Origin of the sequence: Mycobacterium sp. E3198 (assembly GCF_001667015.1) — a bacterium.
Taxonomy (GTDB): Bacteria; Actinomycetota; Actinomycetes; order Mycobacteriales; family Mycobacteriaceae; genus Mycobacterium.
In genome coordinates, this window is sequence record NZ_LZIS01000144.1 from 1 (window position 1) to 17846 (window position 17846).

The window sequence follows — 17846 nt, forward strand, 5'->3', positions numbered from 1 at the left end:
CGCCCAGCGGCGCAACGATCCCGGGCTCGATCGTCACGATCCAGGCCAGCAGCGGGATAGTGATGGGCGGCAGACCGGGGATCTCGACGACCTGAGACCCGACCACCGGCGGCGCGCCCTCGGGCGGTGGAGGCGGCGCCGGCGGGATGCCGTTGCTGACCTGGATCGTGACGATCGAGCCCGGGATCGTTGCGCCGCTGGGCGTCGTTCCGACCACCTCGCCGGCCTTCGCGCTGCTGTTGACGGAGTTGGTTTGGTCGGCGACCTGGAAGCCGGCGTCCTTGAGGCGCTGGCGGGCCATGTCGACGTCCAGGCCGGTGACCGCGGGCACCCGCGATCCGGGGGAGCCGTCGACGTAGCGGGGGTCGGTGGGCGGCAACGCCACCGGCCCGAAGTTGGTGGCGATGGGCTTCATCGCGGTGAACCAGGTGCGGGCGGGCTCGTTCCCGCCGTAGAGGTCACCCTCGCCGCAGTGGCGCAGCGGGGAGGAGCACAAGTCGGTGGGGTTGGGGGAGTCGTCGTAGATGTAGTTCGCGGCCGCGTAGTGGCTCGTGAAACCGACGAAGCCGGACGAGCGGTGGGCCTCGGTGGTCCCCGTCTTTCCCGACACCGGCAGGGTCCAGCCCGCCGCGCCGGCCGATCCGGCCGCCGTGCCGCCGCCGACCGCGTCCTTGCTCATCGCGTTGGCCAGGGTGTTCGCCAGCCCCTCGGGCACTACCTGATCGCAGGTCTCGGTGGTCACGGCGACCTCATTGCCGTTGCGGTCGATCAGCTTGTCGATCGGGCTCGGCGGGCACCACACCCCGCCGGACGCCAGGGTCGCGGCGACATTGGACAACTCCAGGGCGTTCACCTCGATCGGGCCGAGGGTGAACGAGCCGATGTTCTGCCGTTTGACGAAGTCGGCCAGGCTCTCGTTGCTGTCGCGGTTGTAGTCGCGGGCGGTGCCCGGGTCGGCATAGGACCGCAGCCCGAGCTTGATGGCCATGTCCACGGTGCGGGTGACGCCGACCTGCTGGATGAGCTTGGCGAACGCGGTGTTGGGCGAGGTGGCCAGCGCATCGGTCACGTTCATCGAGCCCCGGTAGTTACCGGCGTTGACCACGCACCAGGTGTCCTTCGGGCAGCCCTTGGCCCCGCCGCTGCCCATGCCCTTGGCCTGGAACCTGCCCGGAACCTCGAGCGTGGCGTTGATGCCCATGCCCATGTCCAGCGCGGCCGCCGTCGTGAAGATCTTGAAGACCGACCCCGCGCCATCGCCGACCAGGGAGAAGGGCTGCGGTCGCATCGTTTCGCCGGCGTCGAGGTTCAGGCCGTAGGTGCGGTTACTGGCCATGGCCATGACGTGGTGGGAGGTCTTGCCCGGCTCGATCACGCTCATCACGCTCGAGATCCCCGGCAGGCTGGGGCTGGCGAACTTGTCGATGGCCGCCTTGACCGGGATCTGCACGTCCGGGTCCAGCGTGGTGCGGATCAGGTAGCCGCCCCTGGCCACCTGTTCCTTACTGATCCCCGCGCGCGAGAGGTACTCCTGGACGTAGTCGCAGAAAAAGGCGCGATCGCCGGCCGCGATGCAGCCGCGGGGCAGCTCGTTGGGCTGCGGCAGCACGCCCAGCGGCGTGGCCTTGGCGGCGCGCAGGGCGTCGGCCTCCTGCGGCAGGTTCTCGATCATGGTGTCCAGGACGAGGTTCCGCCGGGCCAGGGCACCGTCGGGATTGGTGTAGGGGTTCAGCGCACTGGTCGACTGCACCATGCCCGCCAGCAGCGCCGACTGCTGCCAGTTCAGGTCCGACGCATTGATGCCGAAGTAGGTCTGCGCCGCGTCCTGCACGCCGAACGACCCGTTGCCGAACGAGACCAGGTTGAGGTACCGGGTCAAGATCTCGGGCTTGGTGAAGGTCTTGTCCAGCGTGAGCGCCATCCGGATCTCGCGCAGCTTGCGCGCCGGGGTGGTTTCGACGGCCGCGCGCTTCTCGGCGTCGGTCTGCGCGGTCACCAGCAGCTGGTAGTTCTTGACGTACTGCTGCTCGATGGTCGAGCCGCCGCGGGTGTCGACGTCGCCGGAGGCGTAGCCCGCCAGCCCGGTCAGGGTGCCCTTCCAGTCCACCCCGTTGTGGTCGGCGAACCGCTTGTCCTCGATCGAGACGATCGCCAGCTTCATGGTGTTGGCGATCTTGTCGGTGGGCACCTCGAACCGCCGCTGCGAATACAGCCAGGCGATGACGTTGCCCTTCTTGTCGACCATCGTCGACACCGCCGGCACCTCGCCCTGCAGCAGCTGCGCCGAGCCGTTGGCGACCACCTCGGAGGCCCGGTTGGACATCAGCCCGACGCCGCCGGCGAGCGGAAACATCAGCGCTGTGGCGACGACGCTGGCCAATAGGCAGCACCCGGCGAGCTTGAGAATCGTGAGCGCGGCCGGGGGGCGGTCTGACATGCGTACTAGGGTAGCGGCCCCCGGTCAGTTGGCCCCGCGACGAGTTGACCAAAGCCTCTGGCGCTCGGTGACCAGCGAACTTACGCTCGGGATTGGCAGAAAATTTGCGCCGCCGTCACTGCTCATCCACCAAGGTGAAGTGCGCGGGCGGCGCGGCGGGCTTATCCTTTCCGGCAAGACTGCACGCGCGTCCCAAAAAAAGCGTTATCAGACTGTTGCGCAATTGCCACCTGACCACCTAACTTAGACACACGGTGAGATTCAGATAACACCGAATCGCATGGTGTGGCGTAGATCGCAAGCAGGGTCTGCACCCGAGGAGGGCGGCCGCGACGAGCGGCCGGAAGGAAGGGAACAGCTCGTGTCAGGTTCACGGCCGGCCGCGCGTAGAACAAACATTGCGGCTGCACAGGGGGTACTGCGCAGTGTCGACGCCGAAGATCGGATCGCCTGGGTCTCCAAGGCGCTGTGTCGGACCACTGACCCTGATGAACTGTTTGTTCGCGGCGCCGCGCAGCGCAAGGCCGCGGTGATCTGCCGGCATTGCCCGGTGATGCAGGAGTGCGGGGCCGACGCCTTGGACAACAAGGTCGAGTTCGGCGTCTGGGGCGGCATGACCGAGCGCCAGCGGAGGGCGCTGCTCAAGCAGCACCCCGACGTCATCTCCTGGTCGGACTTCTTCGAGAAGCGCCGCGGCCGCACCGCCGGCTGAATCCCCCGTTATTACGGCGCGGTTGCGCGACGGGGCGGGCGAACCCGCCCATTAGTTTTGAAAATAACGGTTTTCATAATTACGCTATTGTTACGGCCGGTGTCGGCCGGTCCAACTGGGTCATGTCCAATAGTGCACTGACGTGTGTTCAATACGAGCTGGCTTGTGCCTAATAGGATTCCGACAGCAACGAAAACAATCCTTCCGGATAAGACTGGCTCGTGTCAAATAGCGCGCGCCGCGCGCCGAGTGGCGTCTGATCAATAGCATCAGCGACTTAGCGGGCCGCGGTTCGGCGTGAATCGCACGCCGGGCAGCAAGCGCTGTGCGGTCTCGTCCGCCCCCGGCCGCGCGGGCCGCATCGTCGCCGGCTGGGTTCGGATGCGCCGGTTTCTCAGCGCCCCGCCGCGCGGGCCGCATCGTCGCCGGCGGCGGTGATCTGGTCGGCGAGCGCCCGCAGCGCGTCCAGGTCCGAAACGTCGAACGGCAGCGACGGCACCCCGATGACCGGCACGTGCGGGTGGGCCCCGGTGAACCGGGAAAGCAGCCTGACCTCGCGTTTCGCGGTTTGCGCGCGGTCGGCGTGAATCCTGAGCACCGCGGCGGCCAGCGCGGCGGCCTCGGAATCCGAGGCGTCCAACGTCTCGCTGCCGTCGATCGCCCGTTCGACCGGCAGGGAACACAGTGTCGGGTGCGTGCGGTTCAAGACGAGCCCGGCGAGCGGCATGGCTTCCTGCGACAGTCGGTCCACGAAGAAGGCCGCCTCGCGCAGCGCGTCCGGCTCGGCGGCCGACACCACCACAAACTGAGTGCCGCGCCTTTTCAGCAGCGCGTAGGTGCGATCGGCCTTCTCGCGGAAGCCGCCGAAGGTCGCGTCGAGCGACTGCACGAATGCGGCCGCATCGCCCAGCATCTGGGAGCCGAGCACCGTCGACAGCGCCTTCATCGCCAAACCCATTGCGCCGGTGACCAATCGGCCGATGCCCCGACCGGGCGCGAGCAACAGCCGCCACAAGCGGCTATCCATGAAGCTGCCGAGACGCTTGGGCGCATCCAGGAAATCCAGCGCGTTGCGCGACGGGGGAGTGTCCACCACCACCAGGTCCCAGCGGTCCTGGCCCAGCAGTTGGCCGAGCTTTTCCATCGCCATGTACTCTTGCGTCCCGGCCAGCGAGGTCGCGACGGTCTGGTAGAACTGGTTGTCCAAGATCGCTTGTGCGCGACCGGGTCCCGAGTACTGGACCACCATCTCGTCGAACGTGCGGCGCATGTCGAGCATCATCGCGTGCAGCTCGCCGGGCACCTCCGGCGCCAGCGGCACCCGCTGCGGCGTGTTGCCGAGGTCGTTGACTCCGAGCGCTTGCGCCAGCCGTTTGGCCGGGTCGATCGTCAAAACACAGACGGTGCGGCCATATTCGGCCGCTCGCAGTGCCATGGCCGCCGCGGTGGTGGTCTTTCCGACGCCGCCGGCGCCACAGCACACCACCACCCGGTTCGCCCTGTCGGCCAGGATTGCCGCCATGTCAAGGGTTGTCGGTGCGGTACTCATCGAACTCCCTGCTGCGCAAGCGATTCGGAAAGCTCATACAGGCTGCCGAGGTCGACACCGTCGGAGATCGCCGGCAGTTCCAGTCGCGGCACCTTCAACGCGTCGAGCTGCTGTGCGGTCTCGGCGCGCGCGGTGATCCGGGTCGCATGCTCGATGGTTTCGGTCAGCAGCCCGGCGAAGTCGGTGTCGTTGAGCTTGATCCCGGCCAGCTCCAGGCCGGCCCGCACCGAGTCCGCGTCCACATCGCCCTCGGCGGCCTTGGCCAGGTCGCGTGGTTCCAGGAAGGAGGGGATGTTGCGGTTCACGATCACACTGCCGATCGGCAGTTCCATCTCGGCAAGCTCCTCGATGGCTTCCAGCGTTTCCTGCACGGGCAGCGCTTCGAGCAGCGTGACCAGGTGGATGGCGGTCTGGTCGGAATGCAGCAGCTTCACCACACCCTCGGCTTGCGAGAAGACGGGCCCGCCCTTGGCCAGGTCCTTCACCGCCTTGGTGACATCGAGGAAGCGGGCGATTCGGCCCGTCGGCGGTGCGTCGACGACGACCGCGTCGTAGACGGGGTTCTTGGACCCCTTCTGCAGGCGCACCACCGACTCCTTGATCTTGCCGGTGAGCAGCACGTCGCGCAGGCCCGGCGCGATCGTCGTCGCGAACTCGATGGCGCCGATGCGGCGCATCGCGCGGCCCGCGATGCCGAGGTTGTAGAACATGTCCAGGTATTCCAGGAACGCGGCCTCGATGTCGATCGCCAGCGCGTTGACCTCGCCGCCCCGCTCGGCGGTGGCGATCTTGAGTTCCTGATAGGGCAGCGGCGGGACGTCGAAAAGTTGCGCAATCCCTTGGCGGCCTTCGACTTCGACGAGCAGGACCTTGCGGCCGCCCGCCGCCAGCGTCAGCGCCAGCGCGGCCGCGACCGTCGACTTGCCCGTCCCGCCTTTGCCGGTCACGAAATGCAGGCGGGCCTTCGACAGGCGCGATGGCCAGCCGACCGAACTGCCGCCGTTAGGAGTGGATGCCACCATCGCATGCTAGCCCGGCCGCCACACGGCGCTTGGGCAGGCCAGAGCCGTTGAATGCCGACCGATAAGCTCGCGTCATGAGCCAACCCACCGCATGGGAATACGTCACGGTCCCACTGCTCACGCACGCGACCAAACAAATCCTCGACCAGTGGGGGGCCGACGGCTGGGAGCTGGTGTCCGTACTGCCCGGGCCCACCGGCGAACAGCACGTCGCGTATTTGAAGCGCCCCAAATAGAGATGAGTGCTTCCGCCCGGCTGGAGCGGCTCGGGGTCGCGCTCCCGGAGGTGGCTGCGCCGCTGGCCTCGTATGTGCCGGCGGTACGAACCGGCAACCTGGTCTACACCTCGGGTCAGCTGCCGATCCAGGCCGGTCAGCTCGCGGGGACCGGCAAGGTCGGCGCCGAGTTCAGCCCAGAACGGGGCAAGGCGATGGCGCGAATCTGCGCCCTCAACGCGCTCGCGGCGGTGAATTCGCTGGTGGGCATCGACGCAGTCACCCGGGTGGTCAAGGTGGTCGGCTTCGTCGCGTCGGCTCCGGGTTTCAACGGCCAGCCGGGCGTCATCAACGGCGCGTCCGAGCTGCTCGCCGAGGTGTTCGGGGACGCGGGCGCGCACGCGCGTTCGGCGGTCGGCGTGTCCGAGCTGCCGCTGGACGCGCCGGTGGAGGTGGAGCTGATCGTGGAGGTCGGCGCCGGCCCGTGACCGAAGTCGCCGAGTCGCTGACCCATCCCGCATACGGCAGGTTGCGGGCGGTCACCGACACTGTGTCGGTCCTCTTGGCCGACAATCCCGGCCTGCTGACGCTGGAGGGCACCAACACCTGGGTGCTGCGCGGCCCCGGCAGCGACGAGATGGTCGTCGTGGATCCCGGCCCCGAGGACGACGAGCACATCGAGCGGGTCGCCGCCGCCGGTCGCATCTCCCTCGTGCTGATCAGTCACCGGCACGGCGACCACACCGATGGCATCGACAAGCTGGTCGAACGCACGGGAGCGACCGTCCGCTCGGCGGGCAGCGGCTTTCTGCGCGGCCTCGGCGGTCACCTGACCGACGGCGAGGTGATCGATGCGGCCGGCCTGAAGATCACGGTGATGGCGACCCCTGGGCACACCGCCGACTCGCTGTCGTTCGTGCTCGAGGACGCCGTGCTCACGGCGGACACGGTGCTGGGCCGCGGCACCACCGTCATCGACAAGGAGGACGGCAGCCTGGCCGACTACCTGGAATCGCTGCGGCGGCTGCGCGGCCTGGGCGCCCGCAGGGTATTGCCCGGGCACGGGCCGGACTTGCCGAACTTGGCGGCGGTCGCGGCGGGTTACCTGACGCACCGGCACGAACGTCTGGAGCAGGTGCGCTCGGCGTTGCGCGACCTCGGCGAGGATGCCACCGCGCGCCAGGTCGTCGAACACGTCTACGTCGACGTCGACGAGAAACTCTGGGACGCGGCCGAGTGGTCGGTGCAGGCGCAGCTGGCCTACCTGCGCCGAGACTGATCGCGGTGAGCGTGCGCAGTTGTACGCGGTTTGCGGTGTGTCGCCGTACAAACACGCACGCTCGCGGGGAGAGCTACCGCGCGCGCCGGGCCAGCCGTTCGGAATCCGAGATCAGCACGCTCTTGCCCTCCAGCCGGATCCAGCCGCGGTGGGCGAAATCCGCCAGGGCCTTGTTCACCGTCTCCCGGGACGCGCCCACCAGTTGGGCGATCTCCTCTTGCGTCAGGTCGTGGGTGACCCGCATCGCGCCGCCCTCCTGGGTGCCGAAGCGCTGCGCCAGCTGCAGCAGCTGCTTGGCCACCCGGCCCGGCACGTCGGTGAAGATGAGGTCGGCCAGGTTGTTGTTGGTCCGGCGCAGCCGCCGGGCCAACACCCGCAGCAGCTGTTCGGCGATCTCGGGCCGGTCGGCGATCCAGGCCCGCAGCGCGTCGCGGTCCATCGACACCGCCCGCACCTCGGTAATCGTGGTGGCGCTGGAAGTCCGCGGGCCCGGGTCAAAGATCGACAATTCACCGAACATGTCCGACGGGCCCATGATCGTCAGCAGATTTTCCCGGCCGTCGGGCGAACGCCGCCCGATTTTGACCTTCCCCGAGACGATGATGTACAGCCGATCCCCGGGCTCCCCCTCGGCGAAAACCGTGTGCCCACGCGGGAAGTCGACGGGTTGCAACTGCTTGGTCAGCGCGGTGACCGCGCCGGGCTCAACCCCTTGGAAGATTCCTGCCCTTGCCAGGATCTCGTCCACGTTGCCTCTTCAGCTTTCCGATGATGTGTACGGGCAGGCCGACCCTGCTCGTGTGACGTAAGTCTAGAGGTAAGCGAATTGTGTCCAACGTGCCACGCTACACACGATTGACGTGTCGAGTCTCCCTAAATTGCGGATTGACATGCGAATGGGCGCCCACTCGCGTCGGCAATCCGGGCTCGTCGCGGGCGCCGAACGCGAGGGAAAACTCCGGCGCGGCGTGGCGGGGGCCGGCCGGCGCCGGCCGCAGCGCCTGGCGCCGGTGCAGGTATTCCAGCGCCTCGGGCATGCCCTCGCGGGCCAGCGTGTGCACGTCGACGGCCTCCGCATGGTCGAGGAAGTCGTCGACGTCGTGAGTCGTAACCGTGTCGTGCGCGAGGTCGGATTCCAGCCGCCCCAGACCGAGCGCCACGAGCATGAGCAGCCCGGGAACGCACGCCACCAGCAACCATGACACAAGGGAAGTAAACATGGCTTAGGTCTCAGCCAGATCACGAAATCAGTACTCTGTCGTAGGTGACGGCGGCGAAGGTATCCGGGCGTTGGGCCGAAGAGACCCGGGTGGGGCTGGTACGGCGGGCGCGCAGGATGAATCGCGCACTCGCGCAAGCCTTTCCCGACGCGCACTGCGAACTCGATTTCAAGACGCCGCTGGAGCTGACGGTGGCCACCATCTTGTCGGCGCAGAGCACCGACAAACGGGTCAACCTGACGACGCCGGCGCTGTTCAAGCGGTACCGCACGGCGTTGGACTATGCGCAGGCCGACCGCGACGAACTCGAGAACCTCATCCGTCCCACCGGCTTCTTCCGTAACAAGGCGGCGTCCCTGATGGGCCTCGGGCGGGCCCTGGTCGAACGGTTCGACGGCGAGGTGCCGTCGACCATGGCCGACCTGGTCACCCTGCCGGGTGTGGGGCGTAAAACCGCCAACGTCATCCTCGGGAACGCCTTCGGCATCCCGGGAATCACCGTCGACACCCATTTCTCGCGGTTGGTGCAGAGGTGGCGCTGGACGGCCGAGAAGGACCCGGTGAAGATCGAGCACGCGGTCGGGGAACTGATCGAGCGCCGGGAGTGGACCATGCTGAGCCACCGGGTGATCTTTCACGGCCGCCGGGTGTGCCACGCCCGCAAACCGGCGTGCGGGGCCTGCGTCCTCGCCAAGGACTGCCCGTCGTTCGGCCTCGGGCCGACGGAACCGCTGCTCGCCGCGGCGCTCGTGCAGGGGCCGGAGACCGAGCACCTGCTGTCCTTGGTGGGGCTCTAATACCGGGGCCGGTGACCTTGACCCGAACCACCCGCTGGACCATCGCGATCCTGGCGGTGGTGGCGGCGTTGGTCGTGGCCCTGGTGGCCCAGTTGCACGACAGTTCGGCACCTACAGCGACGACCCGGGCGCCGGCCCCCCGGGAACACCGCGACGCCGACACCGCGGCGGCGCTGGCGGGTCCCCGGCAGCGCGCGAACCTGCCGCCGTGTCCGCCCGCCGGGCCCGGCCCCGGCCCCGAGGCGCTGCGCGGCATCACGGCGGAGTGCGCCGCCGACGGCTCGGCCGTCGACGTCGCCCGCGCAGTGGCCGGGCACCGGGTGGTCCTCAACCTGTGGGCCTACTGGTGCGGTCCCTGCGCCGCCGAGCTTCCCGCGATGGCCGAGTACCAACGGCGGGTCGGGTCGGACGTGATGGTCGTGACGGTCCACCAGGACGAGAACGAGACGGCCGCCTTACTGCGGTTGGCGGAGTTGGGTGTTCGCCTCCCGACCCTGCAGGACGGTCGTCGTCAGGTCGCGGCTGCGCTGCGTGTGGTAAATGTGATGCCCGCGACGGTCGTCCTGCGGCCGGACGGTAGCGTTGCGAAAATGCTGCCGCGGCCTTTTGCCAATGCCGACGAGATCGCGGCTGCCGTCGGAAACGACGCGGGTTGAGGCCGAGGGAGGTGCCGGTGAGCGCTGGGGGTACGCCCCCGCCTAACGGGGACCCAACCCACGGGCGGGCGCCGGTTCCGCTCAGGCCCGACGTGTCACCGTCCTGGCTGCGTCCGCTGGTCGACAACGTGGGTCAGATCCCCGAGGCGTACCGGCACCGGCTGCCGGCCGGCGTGCTGGCCATGGTGACCGCGGCCAAGGCCGCCTCATCGATGGAATCGTTACTCGGCGTCGACCGTGAGGCGGCCGTTCTCGTGTTGTTCTCGGGTCCGGAATCCGGCCCGGCCGGCGGCGGCCTGCCCGACGACGCCGATCTGTTGCTGACCGTCCGGGCCTCGACGCTGCGCCACCACGCCGGCCAGGCGGCCTTTCCCGGCGGCGCGTCCGATCCCACCGATGACGGTCCGGTGGCCACCGCCCTGCGTGAGGCGTACGAAGAAACCGGGATCGACGTCCGCCGGCTGCATCCGCTTGCCACCATGGAGCGGACGTTCATCGCCCCGTCCCGGTTCCACGTCATCCCGGTGCTTGCCTACTCGCCGGACCCCGGGCCCGTGTCCGTCGTCGACGAGACCGAAACGGCGATCGTGTCGCGAGTTCCGGTGCGCGCCTTCATCAATCCCGAGAACCGGTTGATGGTGTACCGCGGCAACCTCGGCCGCCGCTGGGCCGGGCCGGCTTTCTTGTTGAACCAGATGCTGGTCTGGGGGTTCACGGGCCAGGTGATTTCCGCGGTACTCGACGTCGCCGGCTGGGCCCAGCCCTGGGACACCACCGACATCCGCGAGCTGGACGAGGCGATGGTGCTGGTCGGCAACGAGGGTGGTCCCCGCCGATGAACGTGAACTCGATGACCCCGTCGCAGTGGCTGGACATCGCCGTCCTGGCCGTCGCGTTCATCGCGGCCATCTCGGGTTGGCGCTCGGGGGCGCTGGGCTCCCTGCTGTCGTTCGTCGGTGTGCTGCTGGGTGCCATCGCGGGCGTGCTGCTGGCGCCCCACATCGTCAGCCACATCGCCGCGCCCCGCGCCAAACTTTTCACGGCGTTGTTCCTGATCCTCGCGCTGGTGGTCGTCGGTGAGGTCGCCGGTGTGGTGCTGGGCCGTGCCGTTCGGGGCGCAATCCGCAGCCGCACAATACGATTGATCGACTCGGTCATCGGGGTGGGCGTTCAGCTCGTCGTGGTGCTGACCGCGGCCTGGCTGTTGGCGACGCCACTGACCCAGTCCAAGGACCAGCCCGAGCTCGCCTCCGCGGTCAAGGGCTCCCGGGTGCTCGCCCAGGTCAATGAGCTGGCGCCGCCCTGGCTGAAGACGGTGCCCAAGCGGCTCTCGGCGCTGCTGAACACCTCCGGGCTGCCCGCGGTGCTCGAGCCGTTCAGCCGCACGCCGGTCATCCCGGTCGCCTCACCGGACCCCGCCCTGGCCAGCAACCCGGTGGTGACCAGCACCGCGCCCAGCGTCGTCAAGGTGCGCAGCCTGGCGCCGAGCTGCCAAAAAGTGTTGGAAGGCAGCGGATTCGTGATCGCCCCCGACCGGGTGATGACCAATGCGCACGTGGTGGCCGGGTCCAACAGCGTCCAGATCTACGCCAGCGGCAACCCGCTGGACGCCACCGTGGTGTCCTATGACCCGTCGGTCGACATCGCGATCCTCGCCGTCCCGAACCTGTCGGCCCCGCCGTTGGCCTTCGCCCAGGGCGAGGCGAAGAGCGGGGAAAGCGTTGTGGTGCTGGGCTATCCGGGCGGTGGCAACTTCACCGCGACCCCGGCCCGGATTCGCGAGGCCATCAGGCTCAGCGGCCCCGACATCTACCGCGATCCCGCGCCTGTCACCCGCGACGTCTACACCATCAGAGCCAGTGTGGAGCAGGGCAATTCGGGTGGACCGTTGATCGACCTCAACGGTCATGTGCTGGGGGTGGTGTTCGGCGCGGCCGTCGACGACCCCGACACGGGGTTCGTGCTGACGGCCGACGAGGTGGCCTCTCAGCTTTCCAGGATCGGTGACACCCAACAGGTGGGCACCGGCTCCTGCGTCAGCTGACGCGGGGCCCGTGCACCTGCTCGAGGAACTTCATCAGGTGCCGGTTGATCTCATCCGGCGCCTCTTCGTGGCTGAAATGCCCTGCCCCAGTGATGGATAGATAACGGCCCTGGGGCGCGTAGCGCTGGGTGTGATCGACCGGGTCGGCCAGCACGTAGGGATCGGCGTCACCGCGCAGGTGCAGCAACGGCATGCCGAGCTGTTGGCTCATCGACCGCATGAATCGCCGGCCTTCACCGCGTAGCTGGCTGCGCACCGCCCAGCGCTGGTACTCCAGCGCGCAATGCGCGGCGCCCGGAATCTGGATCGCGGTCCGCAGGTAGCCGATGGACTGTGAAAAATCTTCGGAAGCAACCCATTTCGCGCAGCTGCGGTGCCGGACCAGGCGCTCGATCTCCGCCGCGTTGTCCCGGGTCAGTACGCGTTCCGGCCAGAGTGGCAGCTGGTAGGCCAGCAGCGTCGGCAGCAGCGCGTAACCCTGATCGCGGCGCATCAGGGTGGATCGGCGCAGCGCCGCCGGGTGCGGCGAGCTGATCAGCGCGATGGCGCGCACCAGCCGCGAATGCAGCAACGCGGTCGCCCAGCAGGCCAGGCCGCCGTCGGCGTGGCCGACCAGGGTCGCCGAGGAGTGGCCCAGCGCCCGGATCAGCCCGGCCGCATCACCGGCGAGCGTCCAGCCATCGTATCCGCGGGGCGGCTTGTCGCTGCCGCCGTAGCCGCGCAGGTCGACCGCGACGACGCGCGCGCCGGTCAGCCCGCGCAGCTGATGGCGCCAGGACCACCAGAAGGATCCGAAACCGTGCAGCAGCATCACCAGCGGCCGCGCCGTCGCCGGCGCTGAGGGCCCAACCGCCGGATCCTGTCCGTTCGGCAGGGCTTCGACGACGTGGAATCGGATGCCGTTGGCGTGCACGTCGAGGTGGCGCCACGGCCCGTCGATGCGGGTGACCGACGGATCTGGTGCCGGCATCTACCAACCCGAGGGATCCGCGGGTTTTTCGTGCCGGCCACCGGAGGATTCGGGAAGCTGCTTGGCCTCGGCGGTTTTGTCGTGGCCGGGCGTGAGCGCGGTGCGCGTCTCCTTGACCGATTCGATCGTTTCCCGCGGCCCCCGGATGCGGCGGACCTTCAGGAAGCCCAGCAGCCCCAGCCCGGCCCCGACCACCACCATGAACCCGAACACGATCAGGTAGGACACCCAGCGCCACAGCCAGGTGTCGAGGAGTTCGGCGACGAAGAAGAAGAAAAAGAACGTGGAGTAAAACAGCACCACCAGCGCGGCGATGAAATAGACGCTGCCGGTCAGGCCCTTCTTGACGTCCCTCGTGATCTCCGAGCGGGCCAGTTCGACCTCGGCGCGCACCAGCGTGGAGACCTGGGCTGACGCGTCTTTGATCAGGTCACCGATCGACGGCTCGGCGGGTCTGGCGTGCGGGTCGGCCAGCGGAATCGTGGTCAGTGTGCTGGGCACACCGTTGTTGCGATCGTCTTTGCTCACAGACCCGTCCTCTCGGTTCTCTCGTCGCGGTTCATGTTGCCATGTGGTGCCGGGCCAGACGAGGGCAGCTGAGGGGCGACGGTGGGGCGTGCGGACAGCGAAGTCGGTGGCCGAGGCGGTACAGTGAGCGATCCCCTTGAGCGGGAAAGGAATAAGGGAAGCGGCGTAGCCGGGGCACCGACCTCGGCGAACCGCACACCTTGGCCGACTAGACTGACCGGGCCACTGGGGATGCCCGACCGCTCGATGGGAGTGTTGCGTTGCAGACTGCCTACCGTTGCTACCGGGCGGCGATGGTGGCCGTGCTGGTCGTCTTCATAACCCTGCCCGCCCACGCGGGCGCCGACGACAGGGTCCCGATGGGTGGTGGGGCCGGCATCGTCATCAACGGGGACACGATGTGCACGCTGACCACGATCGGCACCGACGCGGCCGGCGACATGATCGGTTTCACCTCCGCGCACTGCGGCGGTCCGGGCGCGCAGGTCGCCGCCGAGGCCGCCCAGAACAGGGGCACGCTGGGCGTCATGGTCGCGGGCAACGACGTCCTCGACTACGCGGTGATCAAATTCGATCCGGCCAAGGTGGCGCCGGTGGCCAACTACAACGGATTTCTGATCAGCGGCATCGGTCCGGATCCGGCCTTCGGCCAGATCGCCTGCAAACAGGGCCGCACCACCGGCAACTCGTGCGGTGTCACCTGGGGGCCGGGCCAGGACCCGGGCACCATCGTCATGCAGGTGTGCGGCCAGCCGGGGGACTCCGGCGCGCCGGTGACCGTCAACAACATGCTGGTCGGAATGATCCACGGAGCGTTCAGCGACAACCTGCCGACGTGCATCATCAAGTACATCCCGCTGCACACGCCGGCGGTGGTGATGTCGATCAACGCCGACCTCGCCGACGTCAACGCCAAGCACCGGCCCGGCGCCGGATTCGTTCCGCTGCCGGCCTGACGGGACCTACTTCCCGGCCCTGATCGCGTCGAACACGCCGGGATCCAACAGCGTCGACGTGTCACCCAACTCCCGGTTCTCGGCGACGTCGCGCAACAGCCTGCGCATGATCTTGCCGCTACGGGTCTTGGGCAGTTCCGGCACGACGTGGACCTCGCGCGGCTTGGCGATGGGCGAAATCTCGCGCGCCACCTCCACGCGCAGCTCGTCGACGATGCCGTCGTGCACCTCGAAGTCGGCGCACAGGACGACGAACGCGCAGATCGCCTGGCCGGTGGTCTCGTCCGTCATGCCGACCACCGCCGCCTCGGCCACCGCGATGTGGCCGACGAGCGCCGACTCCACCTCGGCGGTCGAGAGCCGATGCCCGGACACGTTCATGACGTCGTCGATGCGACCGACTACCCAGATGGCGCCGTCGGAGTCGTAATAGGCGCTGTCGCCGGCGAAATACCAGCCCTGCTCGGCGAACCGGGACCAGTAGGTCTCGACGTAGCGGTCGGGATCGCCCCAGATGCCGCGCAGCATCGACGGCCACGGCTGGTCCAGGACCAGGTAGCCGCTGGCGTGCTCGCCCCTGGCGTCGGCCGGTGGGATCTCCTGACCATGGTCGTCGACGATCTTGGCCGAGATGCCAGGCAGCGGCCGCATCGCCGAACCCGGTTTGGCCGCGGCCACCCCGGGCAGCGGGGTGATCATCGCGGAACCCGTTTCGGTCTGCCACCAGGTGTCGACGATCGGGAGGCGCTCGGCGCCGATCACCTTGCGGTACCAGCGCCACGCCTCGGGGTTGATCGGCTCACCGACCGACCCGAGCAGCCGCAGGCTGGACAGGTCGTGCGCGTCCGGGATCTCGCGTCCCCACTTCATGAACGTGCGAATGAGCGTGGGAGCGGTGTAATAGATTGTCACGCCGTACTTTTCGATGATCTCGAAATGCCGGTGCTGGGTGGGTGAGTCGGGCGTGCCCTCGTAGAGGACCTCGGTGACGCCGTTGCACAGTGGACCGTAGACACCGTAGGTGTGTCCGGTCACCCAGCCGATGTCGGCGGTGCACCAGAAGACGTCGGTTTCGGGCTTGATGTCGAAGACGTAGTAGTGCGTGTAGGAGCACTGCGTCAGATAGCCGCCGCTGGTGTGGACGATGCCTTTCGGCTTGCCGGTGGTGCCGGAGGTGTACAGCAGGAACAACGGCTGCTCGGCGTCGAACGGCTGCGGGGTGTGTTCGGGCGACGCGGCGTCGACGACGTCGTGCCACCACAGGTCGCGGTCGTCGTTCCAGGACACGTCAATTCCGGTGCGCCGCACCACCAGAACGCGCTGGACGGGACTATCGGGATCGTCGACAGCCTCGTCGGCCGCGTCCTTCAGCGGCGCCGGCTTGCCGCGGCGGAACTGGCCGTCGCTCGTGATCAGCAGCTTGGCCTGGGCGTCGGCGATCCGCGCGCGCAGCGCCTTGGCGGTGAACCCGGCGAACACCACGCTGTGCATGACGCCCAGGCGCGCGCAGGCCAGCATCGCGATCACGGCCTCCGGGATCAACGGCAGGTAGATCGCCACGCGGTCGCCGGCGACCAGCCCGAGGTCGGTGAGTGCGTTGGCCGCCTTGCACACCTCGGCCTGCAGGTCCGCATAGGTGAGGCTGCGGCTGTCGCCGGGTTCGCCCTCCCAGTGGATGGCGACCCGATCCCCGTGGCCGGCTTCCACGTGGCGGTCGACGCAGTTGTAGGCGACGTTGAGCCTGCCGTCGGCGAACCACTTGGCGAACGGCGCCTGCGACCAGTCCAGCACCTCGGTGAAGGGCGTCGACCAGGTGAGCCGGTTGGCCTGCTTCGCCCAGAACGCCAGGCCATCCTCGTCGGCGTCGCGGTACAGCTCCTCACCGGCATTGGCCTGCTCGACGAACTGCGCGGGCGGCGGATACGACGACGGGCCCTCGGTGTGGGTGGCGGTCACTGGTTTCCTCCTATTGTCGAGGGGCGTCAACCGTCAGTGAGCCTAGACCTTTGAGGTGAAAAGCCGCTCGCCAATCCGCGGTCAAATGCGCGCCGCTGGGCGGATAATCGCCGTGTGTCGCGACCGCACCGGCGCCGCCTCCGCCGCCGATCAATCACCAGCGTCGCCGTGGCCGCAACCGGTTACGCCGCCACCGCCCTGCTGGGGCCACCCGCGTGGGCCGAACCGGCCGACATCGTCGACCAGCCGGCGCCATGCTGGTCGGACCAGGTCGCCGTCAGCGCGTCCGCGGCCCAAGGTGCCGCCGGCCACCGCGGGCTGACGCTGATGTTCACCCTCGCCGGCGGCGCCGACCCCTGCACGCTCACCGGTTATCCGGCGGTCGACTCGGGCACCGGTGGCCCGCGCATCCACGCTCAGCCCACACCGCGCGGGTACATGGGCGGCCTGCCGGCCGGAGTCGATGCGCCGCCGAGCGTCACCCTGTCGGTGTCGACGCAAGGGCACGCGATCGTCGAGGGCTTGGGCTTCGACGAACAGGGCAACGCGTGCCCGACCTACACCGACCTGGCCGTCAGCCCGCCCGACATCATCGAGGTGTTCACCGTGCCCGCCACCATCGACGCCTGCCGACTGGAGGTCCACCCCGTCATCGCGGGCTGACGGCGCGGGTCAGGAACCGGTTGGTGTCAGGCAGTAGATGCGCGGCGGTGCGGGGTAGGCGATGGCCCTGTCCCCGGGCGGGCACCGCGTTTCGTCCGTGCTGCCATCGATGCGCTGCGTGACTCGGGTCTGCGGCCCCCGTGGCGCGGTGCAGTCGCCCAGCGTCATCGTCAAGATCTGTGCGCCGTTGGCCAGCTGGTAGCACTTGCCCTGCTTGAGATTGAGCGCGAAGCACAAGATCGAGTAGTTATCGGTGTACCGGTTGTAAATGGAGCGATCCCGTTTGCCGTCCGGACAGGGCGCCGACGGACTGCCCCGGAACGCGAGTTCATAGGTATTCGCCGGGTTGGCGCACGAGTTTTCCGGGTTTGAACCGAAACGCGTTGCAAGGAAACTATTTTGGTCGACGCACTGGCCGATGCGCATGGACTTGGGGGTGTCGAACGGGCTCGGGTAGTACGTCCTCACGAGGCTTCCCGCGATTCCGAGCGCGCCCACGTTCAGCAGGACGACACCGACGATGATCGGCGTGGTGGCCGACTTTCCGGTTCGGCGCCGCCGTGCACGCAGCCCGGCGATCAGACAGACCAATCCAACAGCGCCAACGCCGAACAACGCGATCAGATACCAGAGCTGAACAGCGAGTTCGTGCGACGTCACGGCGCCATCCTAGCGGCGGCACCCGTTGTGGCTTCACGACGTCGCTCTCGACCGTCGCGCGGATGGCGGCGACCCGCCTCGCCCCGCTCACCGCTAGGGTCGCTGTCAGTGTCAGGGTGAGGTTGCCGCTTGTTGCGGTGGTTGGATCCTGATCACCTGGTGTCTGGCTCATAGGGTCGCTG

Annotated in this window: 19 protein-coding genes; 10 read left to right on the plus strand and 9 right to left on the minus strand. The window is 68.3% G+C overall.

Annotated features, from left to right (window positions below; genetic code table 11):
- The coding region (ponA2, locus tag A5673_RS16300; RefSeq protein WP_068234319.1) for a transglycosylase/D,D-transpeptidase PonA2 at positions 1-2437 on the minus strand (2437 nt) is incomplete at its 3' end.
- 361 nt (positions 2438-2798) lie between these two features.
- On the opposite strand from ponA2, the gene A5673_RS16305 reads away from it, so the two are divergent.
- Positions 2799-3149: a WhiB family transcriptional regulator gene (locus A5673_RS16305; protein WP_068234322.1), complete on the plus strand. Its 351-nt coding sequence runs from the start codon at positions 2799-2801 to the stop codon at positions 3147-3149.
- Positions 3150-3543: 394 nt separating this feature from the next.
- Here the strand turns inward: A5673_RS16305 and A5673_RS16310 are convergent, their stop codons facing one another.
- Both A5673_RS16310 and A5673_RS16315 read right to left on the minus strand, forming a co-directional pair.
- The gene (locus tag A5673_RS16310; protein WP_068234324.1) at positions 3544-4698 is read right to left on the minus strand and encodes an ArsA family ATPase; all 1155 of its coding nucleotides are present in this window, start codon (positions 4696-4698) and stop codon (positions 3544-3546) included.
- Positions 4695-5720 carry an ArsA family ATPase gene (locus A5673_RS16315; RefSeq protein WP_068234326.1) on the minus strand — a complete coding sequence of 342 codons (1026 nt, stop codon included), beginning with the start codon at positions 5718-5720 and terminating at the stop codon, positions 4695-4697. Before A5673_RS16315 ends, A5673_RS16310 begins: the two co-directional genes overlap by 4 nt.
- 74 nt (positions 5721-5794) lie before the next feature.
- Here A5673_RS16315 and A5673_RS29150 point away from each other — a divergent pair, with 74 nt between their 5' ends.
- Genes A5673_RS29150 through A5673_RS16325 form a run of 3 tightly spaced genes read left to right on the plus strand, consistent with a single transcriptional unit; the run spans position 5795 to position 7214 of the window.
- Positions 5795-5956, plus strand: a complete 162-nt coding sequence (locus A5673_RS29150; RefSeq protein ID WP_007166633.1) for a DUF4177 domain-containing protein — start codon at positions 5795-5797, stop codon at positions 5954-5956.
- Between the two features lie 2 nt (positions 5957-5958).
- Positions 5959-6423 (plus strand): RidA family protein, encoded by a 465-nt coding sequence (locus tag A5673_RS16320; protein WP_068234328.1) that lies wholly within the window; start codon positions 5959-5961, stop codon positions 6421-6423.
- Positions 6420-7214 carry an MBL fold metallo-hydrolase gene (locus A5673_RS16325; RefSeq protein WP_068234331.1) on the plus strand — a complete coding sequence of 265 codons (795 nt, stop codon included), beginning with the start codon at positions 6420-6422 and terminating at the stop codon, positions 7212-7214. Before A5673_RS16320 ends, A5673_RS16325 begins: the two co-directional genes overlap by 4 nt.
- A 73-nt stretch (positions 7215-7287) precedes the next feature.
- On the opposite strand, the gene crp is transcribed toward A5673_RS16325, so the two are convergent.
- On the minus strand, positions 7288-7962 hold the full coding sequence (crp, locus tag A5673_RS16330) for a cAMP-activated global transcriptional regulator CRP (protein ID WP_036465140.1): 675 nt from the start codon (positions 7960-7962) through the stop codon (positions 7288-7290).
- Between the two features lie 97 nt (positions 7963-8059).
- Positions 8060-8434, minus strand: coding sequence for a hypothetical protein (locus tag A5673_RS16335; RefSeq protein ID WP_068234334.1), 375 nt, complete (start codon positions 8432-8434; stop codon positions 8060-8062).
- A gap of 116 nt (positions 8435-8550) precedes the next feature.
- Between A5673_RS16335 and nth the strand changes: the two genes are divergently transcribed.
- The 4 genes from nth to marP are packed head-to-tail and all read left to right on the plus strand — an operon-like array spanning position 8551 to position 11931.
- Positions 8551-9231: an endonuclease III gene (nth, locus tag A5673_RS16340; RefSeq protein ID WP_068234337.1), complete on the plus strand. Its 681-nt coding sequence runs from the start codon at positions 8551-8553 to the stop codon at positions 9229-9231.
- Positions 9232-9248: 17 nt separating this feature from the next.
- Entirely contained in the window at positions 9249-9887 is a 639-nt protein-coding gene (locus A5673_RS16345; RefSeq protein WP_068234360.1) for a TlpA disulfide reductase family protein, read from the plus strand.
- Between the two features lie 17 nt (positions 9888-9904).
- Positions 9905-10726, plus strand: coding sequence for a CoA pyrophosphatase (locus A5673_RS16350; RefSeq protein WP_068234363.1), 822 nt, complete (start codon positions 9905-9907; stop codon positions 10724-10726).
- 11 nt (positions 10727-10737) lie between these two features.
- Positions 10738-11931 (plus strand): acid resistance serine protease MarP, encoded by a 1194-nt coding sequence (gene marP / locus A5673_RS16355; RefSeq protein WP_156748298.1) that lies wholly within the window; start codon positions 10738-10740, stop codon positions 11929-11931.
- On the opposite strand, the gene A5673_RS16360 is transcribed toward marP, so the two are convergent.
- Positions 11924-12901, minus strand: coding sequence for an alpha/beta fold hydrolase (locus tag A5673_RS16360; protein WP_068234343.1), 978 nt, complete (start codon positions 12899-12901; stop codon positions 11924-11926). The two genes, marP and A5673_RS16360, sit on opposite strands and share 8 nt — an antisense overlap.
- Entirely contained in the window at positions 12902-13429 is a 528-nt protein-coding gene (locus A5673_RS16365; RefSeq protein ID WP_068234346.1) for a phage holin family protein, read from the minus strand.
- 260 nt (positions 13430-13689) lie between these two features.
- On the opposite strand from A5673_RS16365, the gene A5673_RS16370 reads away from it, so the two are divergent.
- Positions 13690-14385: a serine protease gene (locus tag A5673_RS16370; protein WP_156748300.1), complete on the plus strand. Its 696-nt coding sequence runs from the start codon at positions 13690-13692 to the stop codon at positions 14383-14385.
- 6 nt (positions 14386-14391) lie between these two features.
- On the opposite strand, the gene acs is transcribed toward A5673_RS16370, so the two are convergent.
- Positions 14392-16341: an acetate--CoA ligase gene (gene acs, locus A5673_RS16375; protein WP_068234351.1), complete on the minus strand. Its 1950-nt coding sequence runs from the start codon at positions 16339-16341 to the stop codon at positions 14392-14394.
- A gap of 168 nt (positions 16342-16509) precedes the next feature.
- Between acs and A5673_RS16380 the strand changes: the two genes are divergently transcribed.
- Positions 16510-17004, plus strand: coding sequence for a DUF4232 domain-containing protein (locus A5673_RS16380; RefSeq protein ID WP_068234354.1), 495 nt, complete (start codon positions 16510-16512; stop codon positions 17002-17004).
- A 9-nt stretch (positions 17005-17013) separates the two neighbouring features.
- Here the strand turns inward: A5673_RS16380 and A5673_RS16385 are convergent, their stop codons facing one another.
- Positions 17014-17664, minus strand: coding sequence for a hypothetical protein (locus A5673_RS16385; protein WP_068234357.1), 651 nt, complete (start codon positions 17662-17664; stop codon positions 17014-17016).
- Positions 17665-17846 lie beyond the last annotated feature (182 nt).